Source organism: Streptomyces sp. NPDC005533 (assembly GCF_042871845.1).
Taxonomy (GTDB): domain Bacteria; phylum Actinomycetota; class Actinomycetes; order Streptomycetales; family Streptomycetaceae; genus Streptomyces.
In genome coordinates this window covers 87,546-107,532 of the sequence record NZ_JBIAJH010000002.1, presented here as the reverse complement: position 1 = coordinate 107,532, position 19,987 = coordinate 87,546, and the positions used below count along the sequence as shown (strand labels likewise).

The window sequence follows — 19,987 nt, the reverse complement described above, 5'->3', positions numbered from 1 at the left end:
CATTCAACCACCCGCCGCTCACTGTGCGCTGTGATACCCGTCTCGCCCGCTCACTGGGCAGGGCGAACCCTGGCAACGTCCGCCGGGACGCGTAGGTTTGGCCAGGAGCGGCCGGATCCCGGCATCCACGGGGGAAGACCGGGGTCCGCCGCCGCTCACATCCTGGCGGCCGCGCTGCGGATGGCCTCGCGGATACGGAAGTAGGTACCGCACCGGCAGATGTTGGCGATGGCGTCGATGTCCTCGTCCGTGGGCTCGGCGGTGCGCTTGAGCAGGGCGACGGCGGCCATGATCTGGCCGGGCTGGCAGAAACCGCACTGGGCGACGTCCTGTTCGAGCCAGGCCTCCTGGACGGGGTGCAGTTCGTCCCCGTTCGCCAGTCCCTCGATGGTGGTCACCGACTTGCCCGCGCACGCGGAGACGGGCACCACGCACGGGCGGACCTCGGCGCCGTCGAGGTGGCTGGTGCAGGCCTTGCAGACGTCCACACCGCATCCGTACTTGGGGCCGCGTACTCCCAGCATGTCGCGGAGCACCCACAGCAGGGGCAGATCGTCGGGGGCGTCCACGGTGACGCTCTGCCCGTTGACGGTGAAGGTGTGCGAGGGCACGGCGTACTCCTGGATCCGGGACCGGCGAGGGGGGCCGGCGGGGGCTAGCGGGGATAGGGGGTGAAGTCGACGTCGAAGTCGAGGGGGAAGCTGCGCGGCTTGGCACCGGTGGCCCGGGCCCAGGCGTTGGCGATCGCGCCGACCGCGGCGGGCACGCCGAGCTCGCCCGCCCCGCCCGGCTCCTCGCCGGTCGCGGGCAGCACGAAGACCCGTACCTCACGCGGGGTGTCCCGCTGCCGCGCCCAGTGGAACTGGCTGTAACTGCCTTCCAGCGGCAGTCCCTTGTCCAGGTGCAGCCCGGCGCGCAGGGTGGTGGAGATGGCGTCGGTCAGACCGCCGATCATCTGGGCCTCCAGCCCGCGCGGGTTGACCGGCAGGCCCACGTCCACGGCGATGACCGCCTTGGTGACCCGGACGTGTTCCGGGTCCCGGGTGTCGATCTCGACGAGGCACGCGGTGCGGGACTTGTATTCCTCGTGGAAGGCGATGCCCTGCGCGCAGCCCGCCGCCATCGGCCGCCCCCACTCCCCTTCCGTGGCGACCTTGTCGAGTACGGCGCGCTGGGCGTCGGTCTTCAGGAAGGTGCGGCGGAAGCGGTACGGGTCCCTGCCGGTGCGCGCCGCCAGTTCGTCGACGACGATCTCCTCCGCGCCCCGGGTGTTGGCGGAGTAGACCGAGCGCCAGGAGCCGGTGGGGATGCCGGTGGGCACCTCGGTGAGCGCCTGGGTGGTGAGGCCGAAGTGGTACGGGGACTTCACCGTGGTCAGGAACAGGGTCTGGGCGAGGGTGGCGTTGCCGATCCCCAGGGGCAGGCTCGCCGCGGTGGCGGTGATGATCTCGCCGAGCCCGTGCCGGAAGTCGGTCTCGGCGGCGGCGACCCGGTGCTCGAAGCTGAGGACCTCGCCCAGCAGGTGGGTGGCGCGGATCTTGTGGTGGGTGGCGGGGCGCATCCGGCCGTGCCGGGTGTCGTCCACGCGGGTCCACATCAGCCTGACCGGGCGGCGGCAGGCCTTGGAGACGCGGGCGGCTTCCAGGGCCGCGTCGAAAAAGAGCCGCCGGCCGAAGGAGCCGCCGGCCTGGACCACGTGCACCTTCACCTTGTCCAGGGGCAGGCCGAGGTCGGCGGCGATGCTCTCGCGCGCCACGATCGGGGACTTGAGGCCCGACCAGATCTCGGCGCGGTCGTCGCGGACGTCGGCGATGGCGGAGTTGGTCTCCATAGGGGCGTGGCTGACGAAGGCGAAGTCGAACTCGGCGTCCACGTACGGGGTCAGCAGCGGGGGCACCAGCAGGGGCGGGGTGGCGGCGCGCAGCTTGGCCCGGATCTGGGTGTCGGACAGCTGGTCGGCGGGACCGGGTCCCCAGGTGACCTGGAGGGCGGACTTGGCGGTGATGGCCTGCCCGAAGGTCTCGGCGACGACGGCGACCCCGGTGGGGACGGTCACCACGTGCAGGACGCCGGGCATGGCCCGGACGGCGGCGAGGTTGGCGACGGCGCGGACGGTGCCGCCGAGTGTGGGCGGGCGGCGCACCACGCAGGGCTTGGCGCCGGGCACGTCGAGGTCGAGGGTGTACTGCTGGGCGCCGGTGACCATGGCCCGGGCGTCGACGCGGCGGGTGGGCCTGCCGACGAGCGTGTGCTGCGCCGTCTTCTTGGGGGTGGCGCCGAGGACGACCAGGCGGGGGTCGGCGGCGGCCGCGGCGAGGGAACCGTAGGCGGCGGTGCGGCCGTCGGGGGCGCGGACGGCGCCGTTCGCGGTGGTCAGTGACCCCGCGGAGAGGTTCCAGCGGTCGGCGGCGGCCGCGACGAGGCGGGCCCGGGCGGTGGCGGCGCACTGGCGGACCGGCCCGTAGAGGGAGCGGATCGAGTTGGAGGATCCGGTGAGCTGGTTGAAGAGCAGCTCGGGCCGGGCGTCGTCCAGTTCCACGCGTACGTCGGCCAGGGGCGCGTCGAGTTCCTCGGCGACCAGCATGGCCACCGCGGTGGTGAGGCCCTGGCCGACCTCCTCGCGGGGCAGCCGGAAGCGGACGGTGCCGTCCGCCTCCACCGCGAGCGCCAGCAGGGCGGAGGTGGGGGCCCCGGCCAGGATGAACAGGTCGCCGAGGTCGATCACGTCGGCGATGGCGGGCAGGGACGGCACCACGGCGTGGGCGGGCTGCGGGGCGAGCGCGTCGGCGCCGGCGCGGGTGACGAGGGCGAGGGTCGGCGCGGCCACGAGGTAGGTGAGGAAGGACCGGCGGCTCTGCCCGGCGGCGTGGTCGTACCCGCTCATGTTCGCTGTCCCCACGCTGCGCGGGCCCGCCCGCGCGGACCTCCCCCGGTTCGTTACCGGCACGTAGAGTAGCGACCCGCCGATGCGGTGGGAAGCCTGCGCTCCGCATCGACTCGCGGCAGGGGGTCATCCCTTCGGGGGTATCCCGGTGAGGCTCGTTGATCCGGACCCGGTACGAGTACGGCGGCGGGCACGGGCTCGTACACCTCGGCCGTACGATCGAGCGGTGGCCGCCGGAGGGCCGGTTTCCGGCCGCCGCCGACACCTCCGCTCCGGCCCTCCGGCAGGTGCCGGTCCCGCCCCGCCGAAGGGCGCTGACCGGATTCGTTCGCACACGAACGAGCCCCCGGAAGGCCGCAGGCATATGCCACAAGCAAGAACGTTGCGGATGTTGCCAAACGCCTTACACGCCGTCGCGCCCTGTGCAACAGTCGTTACCGGTCCTTCCTTCAGACTTGGCCGTGCCGCGCCTGTATCGGAGTTCTCATGCCGTCCCACCTGTTCGCGGACCGTTCCGCGCAGCCGCCAGAGCCGGGGTCGGTGGACGCGCTGATCTCTCAGACCCGGCGGCTGCGGGGAGAGGTGGACGCGGTCCGCCGCGACACCGTGGTGGACGACGACGACGCCCAGGGCCGCTGGCAGCGCGCGTTGTGCGATCTCGCCGTCCACCACCTCGACGACCTCCGCGAGCACCTCGACCAGCTCAAGGAGGGCCTGCCTCCGGCGCCCGAGACCGTCGAGCTCCCCCAGGCGGCGCCCGAGGCCGGACCCGAGGCCCAGACCCGCGTCGGCAGCGCCGAGTGGAACCTGCTGACGGACGAAGTCAGCTGGTCCGACGAGCTGTTCCAGATCTTCGGGCGCTCGCCCGAGGCCGGCGCGCTCCCCCTCGACGAACTGGGCTCCACCCTGTTCTCCGAGGACCAGCCGCTGCTCACCGCGTGGGTCACCGCCTGCCTGGTGGACGGCAAGCCGATCGACGGCGAGTTCCGCATCGTCCGGGCCGACGGCCGCGTCCGGACGCTGCACATGAGGGGCGAGCCGGTACTCGACTCCGACGGCTGCACGGCCTCCATGTGGGCCGTGCTGCGGGACGTGAGTGAACTGCGCCGGAGCCAGCGCGCGGTGCGCGAGTCCCGTGACTCGCTGCAGCGCCAGCGGGAGATCGCGCAGACCGAGCACCGGCTGGCGGTCGAGCTGCAGGAAGCCGTGCTCCCCCCGTGGCGCGGCTCCCTGCGGTTCCCGCACAGCAACGCGGGCACGCTGGACGTGGCCGCCCACTACCTGCCGTCGGCGACCAGCGCGCTGATCGGCGGCGACTGGTACGACGCGCTCGAACTCCCCGACGGCCGCTCGATGCTGACGGTCGGTGACCTCACCGGACACGGGGTGACCGCCACCTCGGGCATGGCGATGATGCTGGGCGCCCTGCGCGGGATGGCCATGGCGGGGATCGAGCCCGGCCCGCTGATGGGCTGGCTCAACCAACTCCTGGAGACCTCCGTGCAACCGGCGCTCGGCTCCGCCGTCTGCTGCCGCTACGATCCCGCGCGCCGGGTGCTGTCCTGGGCACAGGCGGGCCACCCGGCACCGCTGCTGTTCCGCCGCGGGTCGGGCCGGTCCCTGCTGCCGCCGGAGGGCGTCCTGCTGGGCGCGACCTCCGGAGCCTCGTACGGACAGGCCGAGGAACGGCTCGAAGTCGGCGACCTGTTGGTGCTGCACACGGACGGACTGACCCCGCGCAGCATCGAGTTCAGCCGGGCCGACGGCACCGAGCGGCTGCTGGCGCTCGCGCCGCGGTTCTCGGCGGCGAGGTCGGCGCAGGACTGCGTACGGATCGTCATCGAGGAGTTCGGCGAGAGCGAGCGGGAGGACGACGCCTGCGTGCTCGTGGCCCGCGTGGGCGGGTGACGGGCTCCGACAGCAAGGGCTTCAGGGCCGCGCCGGAAGGCGCGGCCTTTCTCGTCTCCGTACACGGTGTGGGTGGCACTCGTCGCGGGCGGCGGTCGGCGTGGGACTACACCCCCGTGGCGCGCGGCGCCGGGCTGTCCGGGAGGGCCAACTTGATCTCCTGGCGCAGGTCCTCGATGCGCGCGTGGCCGGAGTACTGGGCGGTGAGCCGGTACATCTCGCGCAGCCGGTCCCAGGTCCGGTGCGAGGAGGTCTCGTTCATCGAGACCAGGGCGAGGCGCGCGTAGCGGTCGGCCTGTTCCGGCTCGTCGGCGATGAAGCAGGCGGAGGCCATGGAGATGTAGTCGAAGATCTGCGAGCGCTGGTAGCCCTCACCACGCAGGCGCAGGGCCTCGCGGGCGTGGCGGGCGGCGATCGGCGCCGCCGAGGCGTCGTGGTCGGCGAGGGTGCGGTAGGCGAGGGCCTGCATGCCGTGCAGGTCGGCCTCGTCGAAGTGCTGCATCCAGCTCGGCGGCGGCACGTCGCCCTTGTCGGAGACGAACAGCTCCTCCGCCTCGCCCAGGGTGCGCCGCATGGCCTGGCCCTTGCCCATGGCGGCCTGCGCCCAGGCCTCGATGGTGTGCAGCATGGCGCGGGTGCGCGGCAGGGTCTGCTCGCCCGAACCCGACTGGGCGAGCTTCATCAGGTCCAGGGCCTCGTTCGGCTTGCCCAGGTGGACCATCTGACGGGCGGCGCGGGACAGCGCCTCGCCGGCGCGCGGCCGGTCGCCCCCCTCGCGGGCCGCGTGCGCCGCGATGACGAAGTACTTCTGCGCCGTCGGCTCCAGGCCCACGTCGTGGGACATCCAGCCCGCGAGCACCGCCAGATTGGCCGCCACCCCCCAGAGCCGCCGCTGGAGGTGGTCGGGGTGGTGGTAGGCGAGCATCCCGCCGACCTCGTTGAGCTGGCCGACGACGGCCTTGCGCTGGAGACCGCCCCCTCTGGAGGCGTCCCAGGCGCGGAACACATCGACGGAACGCTCCAGGGCCTCGATCTCCTGGGAGCCGATCGGGGCCGCCTCGTAGCGGTCGTATCCCGCGGGATCGGCCTGGAAGGCCTCCCCGAAGTGCCGCGCCTCCTTCGCGTGGGCGGGGTCGGTGTGCAGCCAGTCGTACATGGCGTTGCTGAGGGCGGAGCCGGCGGTGAGCACGGCGCCCGCGCCCATCAGACCGCGACGGTTGAGCATGAGGTCCATTCCCGTGAATTCGGTGAGGACCGCGGCTGTGCGTTCGGGCGCCCAAGGCATCCCGTCGGGGTTCTCACGAGCCCCTTCCGGCTGCCGTCTGGAGGTGCGCCGCTGCCGTACGAACCCGAGGTCCTCGATGGTCACGACACGACCGAGCCGCTCGGTGAACAGTGCTGCCAGTACCGTGGGCACCGGTTCGCGCGGGGTCTCCCCCATGTCGATCCAGCGCCGCACCCGCGAGGTGTCGGTGGCCAGCTGGGGGTGGCCCATGGCCGCCGCCTGCCGATTGACCATCCTCGCCAGTTCGCCCTTCGACCAGCCGGCCAGGCCGAACAGGTCGTTCAAGCGGGTGTTTGGACCTTTGCTCACGTCAAGCCCCCAGGTTCTCGGCTGAGTTGACAGTAGCCCCCCGTCAGGTGCCCAGCGACTATTCGCCAGGCTTCGCCAGGGCACGCCCGATGGTTCGCCACCTCGCGCCGGGTGTCAGGTAGGAATGCGCCTCCCCGACCCGGTCACCGGCGGAACTCCCCAGGGTGAAGCACGGGATCCGGCGGGGCGGCGTACGCAACTCGTCGGCGCACGAAGGGATCCGTATCACCATGTACGCAGCAACGTCCTCCGTGTCCGCACCGGTCCGGCCGCACCGCACGCTCCCGGCGGGCGGCGGCCCCTACCTCGAACCCGGCCGCCCGTCGGCACCGGTGCAGGGCACCGTCCGGGCGCGGCGCATGCCGGGTACCGGGTCACAGCCCGTCAGCGGCAGAATCGACCTCTCGGGGCCGCAGGGGGCGCAACTGCGCACCGCGCTCGCCTCGGTGCAGCGGATCTGTCCGGAGTTCACGCCGGTGCAGGTGCTGCGGCGCAGCGGCCGCTCGGTCCTCCTGGTGGGCACCACAGGGCGGATGACCGCCGTCGCGAAGGTTTTACTGGACCACTCGCCGGAATGGCGTGAGCGCTACCGGCACGAAATAGCGGCGTACCGGGCCTTCGTCCGGCACCGCCCGCCGGTCCGGGTGCCGCGGCTGATCGCCGCCGACCCGGAGAACTGCACGCTGGTGGTCGAGCGGATGGCGGGCCGGGTCGCGGCCCTGCAGCGGCACCCGGTGGAGCCGCCGCCGCGGGTGGACCTGCGGGCGGCCCTGGGCGCGGTGTGCCGGGTCAACCAGTGGCGGCCGCCGGCCGACCTGTTCGGCACCCCGATGAACTACGCGCGGCGGATCGCCCGCGACTACGAGTTGGGGCTGCTGACCGACCGGGACCTCGGCGACCTGCAGAAGCTGCTGCACGGCGTGAAGCTGTCGGGCACGGCGCTGCAGTTCAACCACGGTGACGCGCTGCTGTCGAACCTGCTGCTGTCCCCGGCCGGGCCGGTGCTGCTCGACTGGGAACACGCGGGCTGGTACCTGCCGGGCTACGACCTGGCCACGCTGTGGACGGTCCTGGGCGACGCCCCGGCCGCCCGCGCCCAGATCAGCCGGCTCGCCCAGTCGGCGGGCCCGGCCGCACGGGACGCCTTCCTGGTCAATCTGATGCTGGTGCTGACCCGGGAGATCCGGATGTCCGAGACGGCGGTCCAGCGCTCGATGCTGGCGACCGCCCCGACGCAGCCGCTGCCGGCGGGCTCGCTGTCCTCCGGCGAGGAGCAGCGGCTGCTGCTCCGCCGCCTGCACGACGACGCCGGGATGGCGCGCAGGGCGGTCCGTGCGGCGGTCGGCACGCGCTGATCCGCTCGGCCGAGGCGCCCCTCGTACGCGAAGTCCCGTGGCCCCCACCGCCACGGGACTTCGCTCGTTCGCGGGTGCGCAGCGCCCGGGGGCGGCGCGGGCGGTTCCTCGGCCGCGCGGTGCGATCGTGCCCGGATGTCCCGTCGGGCTCCGTTAGCGTGGGGAGACGATCGACGGGAGGCGCTGATGAAGTCCGGAGTGCGCAAGTGGGAGGCGGTGCGGGAGTTCGCCCTCGGCCTCCCGGAGGCCGTGGAGGACCATCCCTGGGGTCCCGAGGACTGCGTGGTGAAGGTGAACAAGAAGATCTTCGTCTTCCTGGGCAACACCGACGGGCCGGGGCAGCCCGGCCTGTCCGTCAAGCTCAAGGACGAGGCGCTGCACGGGCACGCGATGACCGCGCCGGGCGCGGAGCCCACCGCATACGGCCTGGGGCGCTCCGGCTGGGTGTCCGTGCCGCTGGCGGAGAAGGGGGCGCCCTCCGTGCAGGTGCTGTGCGAGTGGGTGGAGGAGAGCTACCGCACCGTGGCCCTCAAGCGGCACGTGAGGGAACTGGACGCCCGGGCGGCGGCGGAGGGCTGAGGGCTCGGGAGTGGGCCCGTGCGCCGGATGCCTTGACATCACATGATCCCCCGAAGACCTTTTCTGACTTGGCATCAGAAATACTGGCGCCACTCCCGTCCTCCCCACACCGCTGGAGCCTGCCCATGTCCGCAAGCGCTTCACGCACCTCCCCCGGAACCCTCCCGTCGAGACGTACGGTCCTCGCCGGTTCGGGGGCCGGGGTGCTCGCCGCCACCGTGCTCCCGTCGGCCGTCGCACGGGCCGCCGCCCAGGACGGCTCCCCGCTCGGCGAGTTCGACGTCGTCGTGGTCGGGTCCGGGGCCGCCGGGATGACCGCCGCGCTCACCGCCGCCAAGCGGGGGCTGAGCGTGCTGGTCGTCGAGAAGGCCCCCACCTTCGGCGGTTCCGCCGCCCGTTCCGGGGCCGGCATCTGGCTGCCGAACAACTCCGTGATCCTGGGCGCCGGCGTGCCCGACACCCCGCAGAAGGCGGCGACGTACCTGGCGGCCGTGGTCGGACCGGACGTGCCGGCCGACCGCCAGGCCGCCTTCCTCTCCAACGGTCCGCGGATGCTGGACTTCGTGATGGCCAACAGCCCGCTCACGTTCCGGTTCATGGAGGGGTACAGCGACTACTACCCCGACCTGCCGGGAGGACTGCCCAACGGCCGGTCCATCGAGCCGGGCCAGCTCGACGGCAACATCCTCGGCGCCGAGCTGGCCCGGCTGAATCCGGCGTACATGCCCGTCCCCGCCGGAATGGTGGTGTTCAGCCAGGACTACAAGTGGCTGAACCTCGCGGCGGTGAGCGCCAAGGGCCTCGCGGTGTCCACCGAGTGCCTGGCGCGCGGCACGAAGGCGGCGCTGCACGGGGAGAAGCCGCTGACGATGGGCCAGTCCCTGGCGGCCGGGCTGCGCGCGGGGCTCCAGCGGGCCGGGGTACCGGTGTGGCTGAACAGCCCGCTGGTCGACCTGGTCCAGGAGGGTGGCGCGGTCACCGGCGTGGTGGTGGAGAAGGAGGGCGTACGGGGGACCGTACGGGCCCGGCGCGGGGTGGTCGTCGGCTCGGGCGGCTTCGAGCACAACGCGGCGATGCGGGCGCAGTACCAGCAGCAGCCGATCGGCACGCAGTGGTCGGTGGGCGCGAAGGAGAACACCGGCGACGGGATCCGGGCGGGTCAGCGGGCCGGGGCGGCGCTGGCCCTGATGGAGGACGCGTGGTGGGGGCCGTCGATCCCGCTGCCCGGGGAGCCGTACTTCTGCCTCGCCGAACGGACCCTGCCGGGCGGGCTGATCGTGAACGCGAACGGGGCGCGGTTCGTCAACGAGGCGGCGCCGTACAGCGATGTGGTGCACGTGATGTACGAGAAGGACCGGGGCGCCACCGGTTCGCACATACCGGCGTGGCTGATCGTGGATCAGAACTACCGCAACAAGTACCTGTTCAAGGACATCCTGCCGACGCTCGTCTTCCCCGATGCGTGGTACCAGGCGGGCGCGGCGAAGAAGGCGTGGACGTGGGACGCGCTGGCCGGCCAGATCGGGGTTCCGGCGGGGGCGCTGCGGGCGACCCTCAACCGGTTCAACGCGCAGGCGTGGAGCGGTACCGACGCCGACTTCCACCGGGGCGACACGGCGTACGACCACTACTACACGGACCCGAACGTGCACCCCAACTCGTGCCTGGCGCCGATCTGGGCCCCGCCGTTCTACGCGTTCAAGATCGTGCCCGGGGACCTCGGGACGAAGGGCGGCATCGTCACGGACGCGCGCGCCCGGGCGCTGCGGCCGGACGGCTCGGTGATCCGGGGCCTGTACGCGGCGGGCAACGCGAGCGCGGCGGTGATGGGCCACAGCTACGCGGGGGCCGGTTCGACGATCGGGCCCGCGATGACGTTCGGCTACGTGGCGGCGAACGACATCGCGGACGCGTGACTCCTGTGGATCAGCCCTGCTGGAAGAGCTCGGCGGGGAGCGGCTTCAGGAGGGCGTAGAGGTCGTCGGTGATCGGGCGGTCCCAGCTGGCGATGGTCACCAGCACGTTGTCGCTGCGGTCGAACTGGACGCAGGAGATGCGGGACTCCGACAGCTTGACCTTCCGGACGATGAGGAGGTTGTCGCCCTGCATGACGGGGCAGTCCTCGACGCCGGTGACCTCGACGTCCTCGTCGTTCTCCAGGGCGTCGAGGAGCTGGGCCACCTCGAAGGGGACCTCACCGTCGGAGAGGTCCCGGGCCGGGGAACCCTCGGGGAGGTTTCCGATGATCATCGCGGGGCCGCGTCCGCCGAACAGGTCGTAGCGGAGGAAGACACCCTGGCAGCTGCCGTCGGGCGCGGGCAGCAGCCCGGCCCCGAGATTGCCCGGCCAGTCCCCCGGGTCCATGGCCAGGACGTCGAAGTCCGGGCCGGCGGGTGTGGCGGCGCGGTGGCGGCGGAGGAAGGACATGCCGCCATGGTACGTGGCCGCACGGGTTTTCCGGCCCGGGGCCCTGATCCCGGCGCCGTCCGGGTCTCGCGCACGCCGCGGCGCCTCGAAGTCCGCCGGGGCGGTGGAGCCGGAGGCCGAGGTGGTGGACCCGGGCTCGGGCAGGACCTCGGACCCACGGTCGGCTCGATCACCCGCATGCGCAGCCGGCAGCCCGAGGCCTGCTCGGCGCGACACACCCAGCGGCGGGTACGAGGCCGAGCGAGGCGCATCGGACGACCCTGTCATCTGATCAAGACTATCTGAACAGGTTCAACAACAGAGGAAGACCGACCCTCGCCCCCGCGTCGGCCGCCGGGGGCACGCCGGCCGCGGCTTCAGACGACTACGTCGGCCTGGTCACCACCGGCGCCGGTGCGCGCAGCATGGCTCTCTCCACGTGGGTCGCGAGCGAGAAGCCCGTCGCCCCCCATACGGAACCACCCGGGCGAAGGTCGGCGGCAACAGCGGCATCCCCGAGGGGGTGACCGCAGTGGCCGTTGGACGTGGTCGGCTGCTCGGTGCCGGACGCAAAGGCGGCGACGTGCCCAGGCGGCGCGCCAGTCGCGGTGATGTTGAGCCGGGCTGCCGGCCACGGGCATCACGGCCGTCGCCCTCAACGTCACGATCACCGCCCCCGGGGACTCCGACCACCAGTCTTCCCCGGCGGGCAGCAGGCGCCGATCACGTCGAACGTGAACTTCACGGCCGGCCAGGCGGTCGCCCACTCGCTGATCGTGCCGGTGGGCCCGGACGGCAGGATCACCCTGCGCATCCGGCCGACCCCGCCGAACTCCTCCCACCTGAACTGGACGAAGGGCGAGACCGTCTCCAACCTGGTGCTGGGGACCGGCTGACCTGATCGTCGACCTGTTCGGCGTGTACGCCACGAACCTACGCGCTGACGTACGCCCTGGAGGTCTACGGTGCGTAGGCCTCCAGGGCGGCCGGCAGGCCCACCAGGTCGGTGCCGAGCTTGCGGCAGGCCGCGGACAGGGCCCATTGCGGGCCTGGTCCGGGACTGCGGCCGGGACCGTCCTGGGCGGCGGACCGGCCCGCCGCCCACCGCGCCGCCCGGAGCTCCTCCTGCGTGAGCCCGCCCCCCGCGTCCCTGGCCTCCGGCCCGCACGGCAGCGTGCCGCCCAGCCAGAGCAGGACGTCGGTCGCCCGGGCCACCAGCCCGTCGGCCCCGCACTCCCGGGCCGTCACCACCGCCCGCGCCAGCAGGTCCGCGTCCCGCAGTTCGGCGCCGAGCGCGGCCAGGGCGCGGGCCAGTTCGTAGCCCGCCGGTGACTGCGCGAGCAGGCCGACCGCCTCTTCCAGCAGCCCGACCCGGTCCTCCGGGGCCGCGACCTCGGCCGCCACCCGCAGCGCCTGGCCGATGCCCGAAGGGGCGCCGAAGGTACGGGCCCGCCGGACGGCGTCGCCGGCCAGGGCGCGCGCCCGGTGCGGATCGTCCGCCGCGACGGCCCGGGCCAGGTGCAGCTGCCACGGGCACCACGCCGGGTTCTGGATGCCGCGCGGGGTCAGCCGCCGGTCGACCTCCTCCAGCTCGGCGACGGCCGCCCGTACCTGCCCGCGGGCCAGCAGCAGTTCGGCGTAGACGGTCTGGGAGTCGGGGAAGACCACGGCCGCCGGGAAGGGCCTGCCGTACTCGTGCTCCCGTGCCAGCTCCCAGGCCTCGTCGACCCGTCCCCGCGCGAGCAGCGTGGTGAGCAGGATGGCTATGGCGTACCAGTGCACGGGGGTGCGCCGGCCCACGCGTTCGGCCAGCCGCAGCCCGGCCCCCGCCAGCTCCTCCGCCTCGACGAGCCGCCCGCGCCGGTAGCGGATGTAGCCGCGCAGGCTGTAGGCGAAGGACAGGTGCGCCCCGCGCCAGCCCTGCCGCTCGAACTCGGCGGTACCCGCCTCGAACAGCTCCTCGGCCCGTCCCGGCCGGTCGGCGTACATGTGGGCCATCGCGACGAGGACCGGGACCTCGAAGCCGCGGTCCTCGTGGGCCCAGCTGAAGGGCCGCTCCAGCACCCGTCCGGCGTGGTGCAGCACCACGTCCACCGGCTCTCCCCGCAGGCAGGCGTCCCAGGCGCGCAGCCCGATGACGTACCGCTCGGTGAGGTCGCGGCCGGTCAGCCTGTCGGCGAGCCGGGCCAGGCGCCGCGAGCGGGCCGGGGAGTCGGTCTCGGCGGCGTTGAAGGCGTCCCACATGAACTGCTCCGACTGCAGGCGCAGTCGGGCGCGAACGTCCTGGGTGTTCGGGATCTCCCGCGCCAGGGACTCGGAGGCCTCGGCCAGACGGTCGCTGTGCGCGAGCACCTGGGCCAGCCGGATGACGATGCCCTGGCGCAGCGCCGGGTCGTCGAAGGGCTCGGCGAGTGCGGCGCGCAGGTGGTTGACGGTGGTGGCGGGCTCGGTGAGCAGGGAGGCACAGCCCAGTTCGTAGAGCACGGCCGCGCGCTCGTCGAAGTCCGGGGGCTCGCGCAGCGCCCGGGCGAGCTGGCGGCGGGCGGCCTCGGGGGCACCCGCGCGGAGGTTCTCGCCGGCCGCCTCGCGCAGGATCCGCACCACCCACGGGTCGTTCTCCGGGTGGGTCTCCAGCAGGTGGCGGGCGGCGGCGGAGGCGCCGAGTCCGGCGTCGACGACGGCCGCGGCGGCCTTGCCGTGCAGGGCGACGCGCAGTGCGTCGGGGATGGCCCGGTAGATGCCGGTGGCGATGAGCGGGTGGACGAACTCCAGCCCCGCGTCGGGCTCTTCCGTGGCGGCGGACAGGACGCGCGCGTCGCGCAGCCGCCGGGTGGCGTCCACGGCCTCCTCGGTGCCGAGGGCGGCCACCCGGGCGGCGATGTCCTGCGGGATCGCGGTGCCGAGGACGGCGCAGGCCCAGGCGAAGCGGACGGTGGAGGGGCCGAGGCGTTCGAGGCGGGCGGCGAGTCCGCTGCCGCGCTGGGCGGCGACGAGGTCGCTCAGCAGCGGGGCGGTCGCCTCGACCGGGGGCAGGCCCTTCTCTCGGACCTTGGCGGCGAGTTCGACGGCCTCGAAGGGGTTGCCGGAGGTGACGGCCCAGGCCTCCTGGCAGAAGGCGTCGTCGGCGTGGTCGCCGAGCCATTCGCGGACGAGGGCGGCGACGGCGGCCGGGGTGAGCGGCGCGAGGGGCAGTGGGCGCTGTCCCGCTCGGCCCGGGAGCGTGCGGAAGGCCTCGGCGTCCGCGGGGAGTTCGTCGGGCCGGTAGGCGACGACGAGGAGCAGCGGGAGGTGTTCGGCGCGCGGGGCGAAGGCGGCGAGCCAGCCGAGGGACTCGGGGTCGGCCCAGTGGGCGTCGTCGAGGACGAGGGTGACGGGGGCGCGCTTGACGACGAGGTGGGTGAGGACCCAGTCGAGCCCGTCGCGCAGGCCCTGCGGGTCGGGCGGGGCGCCCTGTTCGGGGGCGCACAGCCCGAGGGCCGGCCCGACGATGGAGTACCAGCTCCCGAGGGCCGCGCGCAGTTCCTGCTCGGAGGTCCCGGCCAGCTGGGGCTGGATCAGCTGGCGGGCGACATGGAAGGGCTGGCCCTGCTCCTGCTCCCCGCCGCGGGCGGCGAGGACGGTGCAGGAGCGGGCGTGGGCGCGGCGGCACAGTTCGGCGAGCAGGGTGGTCTTGCCGAGTCCGGCCGGGCCGGAGAAGGCGAGCAGCGCGCCTCCGGCGTCCGGCCCGGGACCGGTGAGCTGGTCAAGGGCCTCGTCGACGGTCGCGAGTTCGGCCTCGCGCTCGACCATCGCACGCCGCCTGCGGGTCCGACGCTCCGTCATGGCTGGTACCCCCAGGCCTGTTCAGGAGATCAGCGTACGCCCGCGCACGGCACGGGGTGCCCCACAGTACGGAAAGAATCCGATCTTCTTTACAAGCGACCTTCCGGCGACCTTCCGGCGGCCTTCCTGGGCCCGTCAGTCCCGTGCCGAACGCGCCGCGAGCGCCTCCAGGACGGCCACCGCCTCGGCGGCCCGGTCCTCGGCCACGAAAAGGTGGTCGTGGTGGTAGCCGGCGATGACGTTGCAGCTCAGGCCGTGTGCGCCGAGTTCGGCGGCGAAGGCCGCGGTGAGGCCGACGGCGTCGAGGGCGGAGTGGATGCGCAGGGTGATCCAGCCAGCGGTGTAGTCGTAGGCGAGTCCGGCGGCGTCGGCGTCCTCCTGGCGCAGGACCAGGGTGAGCCCTTCGGGTTCCCGCACGGTGGCGACGGGCGCGGTACCGGAGGGCACGGCGCCCTCGGGCACGGTGCAGAACACGTACCGCCCCTCGTTCAACTCGGGCCGCATGCCGCTCAGGAGCTTGCGCAGATCGTTCTCTCCACTCATGCCCCCAACCTTCGCATCCTCCCGATATGCCCGATGGGGAGCCGTCGGCCGGGGGTGCGTCGCTGCCGCGGAGGGCTGAGATCGCGGAGCTGCTCCGCACGTGGGGCGGCCACCGGGGCGGCGGCTCCGCGCCCGGTGGTGCCGCACGTACGAGCTCGGCCTAGGTCAGGTCGAACTCGCCGCCCCGGGCGTTCAGCACGAACTTGTGCCACTCGTCCGGCGTGAAGATCAGCGAGGGGCTCTCCGGCCGCTCGCTGTTGCGCATCGCGATGAAGCCCTCCACGAAGGCGATCTGGACGTCACCCGCCCCCCGGCTGCTCGACTGCCAGTCGGCCTCGGTGAGATCGAGGTCCGGCTTGCCCCAGCCGGCGAGGGGTTGCGAAATCATGCTCTCGGCCACGTGCGTGCTCCTCCCGGTACGTCGTCCGGGGGCAAGGTTAACCACCGCAGCGCGTGGCGCACAGGCCACGGTGAGTCACCGTGGCCTGTCCCGTACCCCGGCCGGCCCCTCCGCCGCCGGCCCGACCGCCGTCAGGTGGTGGGCTCCTCGGCCCCCACCAGCCACATCGCAAAGAACTGGGAGCCGCCGCCGTACGCGTGGCCCATGGCCCGCCGGGCGCCCGGAACCTGGTGTTCCCCGGCCTGGCCGCGCACTTGGAGGGCCGCTTCGGCGAAGCGGATCATGCCGGAGGCGCCGATGGGGTTCGTGGAGAGCACGCCGCCGGACGGGTTCACCGGGAGGTCCCCGTCGAGTTCGGTGACTCCCGCCTCGGTGAGCTTCCAGCCCTCGCCCTCCGCCGCGAAGCCGAGGTTCTCCAGCCACATCGGCTCGTACCAGGAGAACGGCACGTACATCTCCACCGCGTCGACCTCCCGGCGCGGATCGGTGATCCCCGCCTGCCGGTAGACGTCGGCCGCGCAGTCCTTGCCGGCCTGCGGCGAGACGAAGTCCTTGCCGGCGAAGAGGGTGGGCTCGCTGCGCATCGCCCCGCCGTGCACCCAGGCGGCCGGCTTCGGCGAACGGGCCGCGCCCGCCCTGTCGGTGAGGATCATCGCGCAGGCCCCGTCCGAGGAGGGGCAGGTCTCGGAGTACCGGATCGGGTCCCACAGCATCGGCGAGGCCTGGACCTTCTCCAGGGTGATGTCGTGCTCGTGCAGGTGCGCGTACGGGTTCTTCAGCGCGTTGCGCCGGTCCTTGTAGGCGACGAGCGAGCCCACCGTGTCGGGCGCGCCGGTGCGCCGCATGTACGCGCGCACGTGCGGGGCGAAGAACCCGCCCGCGCCGGCCAGCAGCGGCTGCTGGAAGGGGACGGGGAGGGAGAGCCCCCACATGGCGTTCGACTCGGACTGCTTCTCGAAGGCGAGGGTGAGCACGGTCCGGTGGACGCGCGCCGCGACGAGGTTGGATGCGACCAGGGCGGTGGACCCGCCGACCGAACCGGCCGTGTGCACGCGCAGCATCGGCTTGCCGACCGCGCCGAGGGCGTCCGCCAGGTACAGCTCCGGCATCATCACCCCCTCGAAGAAGTCGGGGGCCTTGCCGATGACGACCGCGTCGATGTCCGCCCAGGTCAGCTCGGCGTCGGCGAGGGCGCGCGCCGCCGCCTCGCGGACCAGTCCGGCGATGGAGACGTCGTGGCGGGCGGCCACGTGCTTGGTCTGGCCGATCCCGACGACGGCCACCGGCTCCTTGCCCGTGGTGCTCATGCTCGGTCCCCTTCCAGGACGGCGACCAGGTTCTGCTGGAGGCAGGGGCCGGAGGTGGCGTGGGCGACGGCCCGGTCGGACTCGCCGCGGTGGATGCGGGCGGCCGCCTCGCCGATGCGGATCAGGCCGGCGGCCATGATCGGGTTGGCGGCGAGCGCGCCTCCGGAGGGGTTGACGGTGACGCCGTCCCCGAGCCCGAGCGCCTTGCGGAGCACGACCTCCTGGGAGGAGAACGGGGCGTGCAGTTCCGCCGTGTCCACGGGTGCCTCGAAGACGCCCGCGTGTTCGGCGGCGATCCGGGTGGACGGGGAGTCGGTGAGGTCGCGCAGCCCCAGGCCGTGGGCCTCGATCCGGTGGTCGATCCCGGTGATCCAGGCCGGGCGTGCGCACAGTTGGCGGGCGAGGTCGCCGGCCGCGAGGACCACGGCGGCCACGCCGTCGCCGATGGGCGGGCAGTCCCCGGTGCGCAGCGGCCGCACCTGGTAGTCGCCCTGCGGCACCGGACCGCGCAGCTGGGCGTGCGGGTTGGTCTCGGCGGCGGTCCGGCTGCGCGCTCCGATCGCGGCCAGGGCGGGCTCGTCGGTCTCGCCCGCGTCGATGAGGGCCTGGGCCTGGAGGGCGGCGAGGGCCACCGAGTCGGGCCAGAGCGGAGCGAGGTAGTACGGGTCCAGCTGGCGGGTCAGCACATCGCGCACGGACCCGGGCGAGGACTTTCCGTAGGAGTAGACGAGCGCGGTGTCGGCCTCGCCGGTCTGGATCTTGACCCAGGCCTCGTAGAGGGCCCAGGCGCCGTCCATCTCGACGTGCGACTCGGAGATCGGCGGCCAGGCGCCGACCCCGTCGAGGGTCATGGTGAAGGAGAAGGCCCGGCCGGCCAGGTAGTCGCTGGAGCCGGAGCAGGTGAAGCCGATCTCCCCCGCCTTCAGGCCGGTCGCGGCCAGCACCTGGTGGAGGACCGGCATGACCATCTCGACTTCGCTGAGTTCGTCGGTGCGGCGCAGGTGGTCGCTCTGCGCGAAGGCGACCACCGCGACCTCACGGGCGTATCGGGCCATCAGATGAGCTCCTTGTACGCGTCGTAGTCCGCGTCCGGCTCGCCGGTGGGGCGGTAGTGGTCGGGGTAGCGGCCGCCGTCGGTCCACACGGGCTCGACCCGCAGGCCCATGCGCACCTGGTCGTACGGGATGCCGCCGATCCGGCCGTGGAGGGCGAGGCCCGCGCCGTCGAGGGCGATGTGGGCGTAGACGTACGGGACCTCGATGTCGAGGTTCCTGGCCTTGATGTTGACGATGCAGTAGGTGGTGACCGTGCCCGCCGGGCCGACCTCCACGTGGTCGGTGGTGGCCACCCCGCAGGTGGGGCAGGCGCCGCGCGGGGGGACGTACACCTTGTGGCAGGAGGGGCACCGCTCGCCGACGGTCTTCTGCTCGGAGAGGGCGTTGATGTACGCGGTCTGGGCGCGGCCGGGGCTGTAGACGTAGTCCAGTCGGGCCTGCGCGACGATGCCGGTGACGGCGTCGGCGAACTCCCCGTCGTGCGGGGCGGCCCCGCCGCCCGCCGGGCCCTCGTACGGTTCGAAGCAGGCGATGTCGGTGATGGCCCCGGTGCGCTCGGCGGCCCAGCGGACCCGTACCCGCATGCCGGTGCGCACGGCCTCGGGGGCGGGCGCGTCGAGGGCGTGGAGCAGGGCGGTGTCCGCGCCGTCGAGCTTGACCAGCACCCAGGCGAAGGGGGTGTCCAGGGGCTGGTCGCGGCGGGGCCGGTCGTTCCAGGCCCAGGTGGTGACGGTGCCGGTGGCGGCGACCTCGACGAGTTCGCGGATCTCCTCGGCGGTGACGGGGTCGTATTCGACGGGCGGCACCATCACCTTTCCGGCGGAGGTCCGCACGCCGAGGACGACGCCTTCGCGCAGGCCGGTGAGGAAGGCGCTCTGCACGGGTCCGAGGGACCGGGTGAAGGGGAACTCGACGACGAGAGGCGCGCGGAGCACCTCCGGTGGGGAGGCAGCTGTCATGGTGGCTCTCCGATGTGTTGGTGTCCGAGTGGGGGGTGGCCGGGCACAGGTCCGGCCCCGCCGGCTTTCGAGGCGCGGGGTCCGGGGCGGAGCCCCGGGTCTTTCGGCCCCGCCGGCGTTCGAGGCGTGGGGGCACGGGGGCAGTCTCCCGGCGCGCGCGGGGGCAGCGCCCCCGGCGGCGACGACGCGGCGGCTACTCCCGCCGGTACACCGCGGGCCGCTTCTCCGCGAAGGCCCGCGCCCCCTCCTTCGCGTCCGCGGTGTCGAAGATCGGCCACCCCCGCAGCAACTCCGAGGCCAACCCCTCCCTCTCCGTCAGCTCGGCGGTCTCGTAGACCGACGCCTTGACCGCCTCCACCGCCAGCGGGCCGCACGCGTTGATCCGCTCCGCGGTCTCCAGCGCGGCCTCCAGCGCCGTGCCGTCCGGCACGACCCGCCCCACGAGCCCGATCTGCGCCGCCTCCTGCGCGGAGTACGGGCGCCCGGTCAGCAGCATCTCCAGGGCGTGCGTACGCGGGATCTGGCGCGGCAGCCGCACCGTGGAGCCGCCGATCGGGAACAGCCCCCGCTTGACCTCGAAGAGCCCGAAGGTGGCTCCCTCGCCCGCCACCCGGATGTCCGTGCCCTGGAGGATCTCGGTCCCGCCGGCCACGCAGTACCCCTCCACCGCCGCGATCACCGGCTTGCGCGGGCGGTGGTGACGGAGCATCGCCTTCCAGTGCAGGTCGGGATCGGCCTTGAGGCGGTCCCGGTACTGGTCGCCCGCCATCCCCTTCCCGGCCAGCGCCTTCAGGTCCATGCCGGCGCAGAAGTCCCCGCCGGCTCCGGTCAGGACGACCGAGCGGATCGTGTCGTCGGCGTCCGCCTCCAGCCAGCCGTCGTACAGCCCCACCAGCAGCGGCAGCGAGAGCGCGTTCTTCGCCTCGGGCCTGTTCATGGTGAGCACCAGCGTGGCGCCGTGCCGTTCCACGCTCAGGTGTTCCGTCCCACCCATTGCCGTCCTCCCGTCTCAAGACCTAGAACAGGTTGCAGTAGGGGAGGGTGCAGTTCAATAGTTTGCTGACACTCAGTCAGATTTCTTGGGCGGTGCCCTTCCCAGTTGCCGGCTCCGGCGCTCTAATGACCGCCGAGCAGGCCGGCCACGGGGCCAGTCGTCGGGAACGTCGTGAACATTC

General features: G+C 73.2%; 16 protein-coding genes. 5 read left to right on the top strand and 11 right to left on the bottom strand.

Annotated features, from left to right (window positions below; genetic code table 11):
* Positions 1-155: 155 nt before the first annotated feature.
* Complete coding sequence (locus ACFYP3_RS02505) at positions 156-611, bottom strand: (2Fe-2S)-binding protein (RefSeq protein ID WP_388825504.1); 456 nt, start codon at positions 609-611, stop codon at positions 156-158.
* Between the two features lie 44 nt (positions 612-655).
* Complete coding sequence (locus tag ACFYP3_RS02500) at positions 656-2,884, bottom strand: molybdopterin cofactor-binding domain-containing protein (RefSeq protein WP_388825501.1); 2,229 nt, start codon at positions 2,882-2,884, stop codon at positions 656-658.
* A gap of 486 nt (positions 2,885-3,370) precedes the next feature.
* Here ACFYP3_RS02500 and ACFYP3_RS02495 point away from each other — a divergent pair, with 486 nt between their 5' ends.
* Positions 3,371-4,792 carry a PP2C family protein-serine/threonine phosphatase gene (locus tag ACFYP3_RS02495; RefSeq protein ID WP_388825498.1) on the top strand — a complete coding sequence of 474 codons (1,422 nt, stop codon included), beginning with the start codon at positions 3,371-3,373 and terminating at the stop codon, positions 4,790-4,792.
* A gap of 106 nt (positions 4,793-4,898) precedes the next feature.
* Here ACFYP3_RS02495 and ACFYP3_RS02490 read toward each other — a convergent pair whose 3' ends face one another.
* On the bottom strand, positions 4,899-6,386 hold the full coding sequence (locus ACFYP3_RS02490) for a hypothetical protein (RefSeq protein ID WP_388825495.1): 1,488 nt from the start codon (positions 6,384-6,386) through the stop codon (positions 4,899-4,901).
* Between the two features lie 230 nt (positions 6,387-6,616).
* On the opposite strand from ACFYP3_RS02490, the gene ACFYP3_RS02485 reads away from it, so the two are divergent.
* From ACFYP3_RS02485 to kstD, 3 genes are all read left to right on the top strand, one after another.
* Positions 6,617-7,741, top strand: a complete 1,125-nt coding sequence (locus ACFYP3_RS02485; protein ID WP_388825492.1) for an aminoglycoside phosphotransferase family protein — start codon at positions 6,617-6,619, stop codon at positions 7,739-7,741.
* Between the two features lie 186 nt (positions 7,742-7,927).
* On the top strand, positions 7,928-8,320 hold the full coding sequence (locus ACFYP3_RS02480) for an MmcQ/YjbR family DNA-binding protein (protein WP_388825489.1): 393 nt from the start codon (positions 7,928-7,930) through the stop codon (positions 8,318-8,320).
* A gap of 125 nt (positions 8,321-8,445) precedes the next feature.
* On the top strand, positions 8,446-10,236 hold the full coding sequence (kstD, locus tag ACFYP3_RS02475) for a 3-oxosteroid 1-dehydrogenase (protein ID WP_388825486.1): 1,791 nt from the start codon (positions 8,446-8,448) through the stop codon (positions 10,234-10,236).
* A gap of 10 nt (positions 10,237-10,246) precedes the next feature.
* On the opposite strand, the gene ACFYP3_RS02470 is transcribed toward kstD, so the two are convergent.
* Complete coding sequence (locus ACFYP3_RS02470; RefSeq protein WP_319723853.1) at positions 10,247-10,747, bottom strand: hypothetical protein; 501 nt, start codon at positions 10,745-10,747, stop codon at positions 10,247-10,249.
* Positions 10,748-11,460: 713 nt separating this feature from the next.
* On the opposite strand from ACFYP3_RS02470, the gene ACFYP3_RS02465 reads away from it, so the two are divergent.
* Complete coding sequence (locus tag ACFYP3_RS02465) at positions 11,461-11,622, top strand: hypothetical protein (RefSeq protein ID WP_388825483.1); 162 nt, start codon at positions 11,461-11,463, stop codon at positions 11,620-11,622.
* Positions 11,623-11,686: 64 nt separating this feature from the next.
* On the opposite strand, the gene ACFYP3_RS02460 is transcribed toward ACFYP3_RS02465, so the two are convergent.
* The 7 genes from ACFYP3_RS02460 to ACFYP3_RS02430 all read right to left on the bottom strand — a co-directional run bounded on the left by ACFYP3_RS02460 (position 11,687) and on the right by ACFYP3_RS02430 (position 19,806).
* Entirely contained in the window at positions 11,687-14,548 is a 2,862-nt protein-coding gene (locus tag ACFYP3_RS02460) for an ATP-binding protein (protein WP_388825480.1), read from the bottom strand.
* Positions 14,549-14,683: 135 nt separating this feature from the next.
* A complete protein-coding gene (locus ACFYP3_RS02455; protein ID WP_388825477.1) occupies positions 14,684-15,091 on the bottom strand; it encodes an ACT domain-containing protein in 408 nt (135 codons plus the stop codon).
* Positions 15,092-15,251: 160 nt separating this feature from the next.
* Positions 15,252-15,491 (bottom strand): DUF397 domain-containing protein, encoded by a 240-nt coding sequence (locus ACFYP3_RS02450; protein ID WP_030714395.1) that lies wholly within the window; start codon positions 15,489-15,491, stop codon positions 15,252-15,254.
* Positions 15,492-15,622: 131 nt separating this feature from the next.
* The gene (locus ACFYP3_RS02445; RefSeq protein ID WP_388825474.1) at positions 15,623-16,798 is read right to left on the bottom strand and encodes a thiolase domain-containing protein; all 1,176 of its coding nucleotides are present in this window, start codon (positions 16,796-16,798) and stop codon (positions 15,623-15,625) included.
* Positions 16,795-17,853: a thiolase domain-containing protein gene (locus ACFYP3_RS02440; protein WP_388825472.1), complete on the bottom strand. Its 1,059-nt coding sequence runs from the start codon at positions 17,851-17,853 to the stop codon at positions 16,795-16,797. Before ACFYP3_RS02440 ends, ACFYP3_RS02445 begins: the two co-directional genes overlap by 4 nt.
* Positions 17,853-18,812 (bottom strand): Zn-ribbon domain-containing OB-fold protein, encoded by a 960-nt coding sequence (locus ACFYP3_RS02435; protein WP_388825469.1) that lies wholly within the window; start codon positions 18,810-18,812, stop codon positions 17,853-17,855. Before ACFYP3_RS02435 ends, ACFYP3_RS02440 begins: the two co-directional genes overlap by 1 nt.
* Before the next feature lie 193 nt (positions 18,813-19,005).
* Complete coding sequence (locus tag ACFYP3_RS02430) at positions 19,006-19,806, bottom strand: crotonase/enoyl-CoA hydratase family protein (RefSeq protein WP_388825466.1); 801 nt, start codon at positions 19,804-19,806, stop codon at positions 19,006-19,008.
* Positions 19,807-19,987 lie beyond the last annotated feature (181 nt).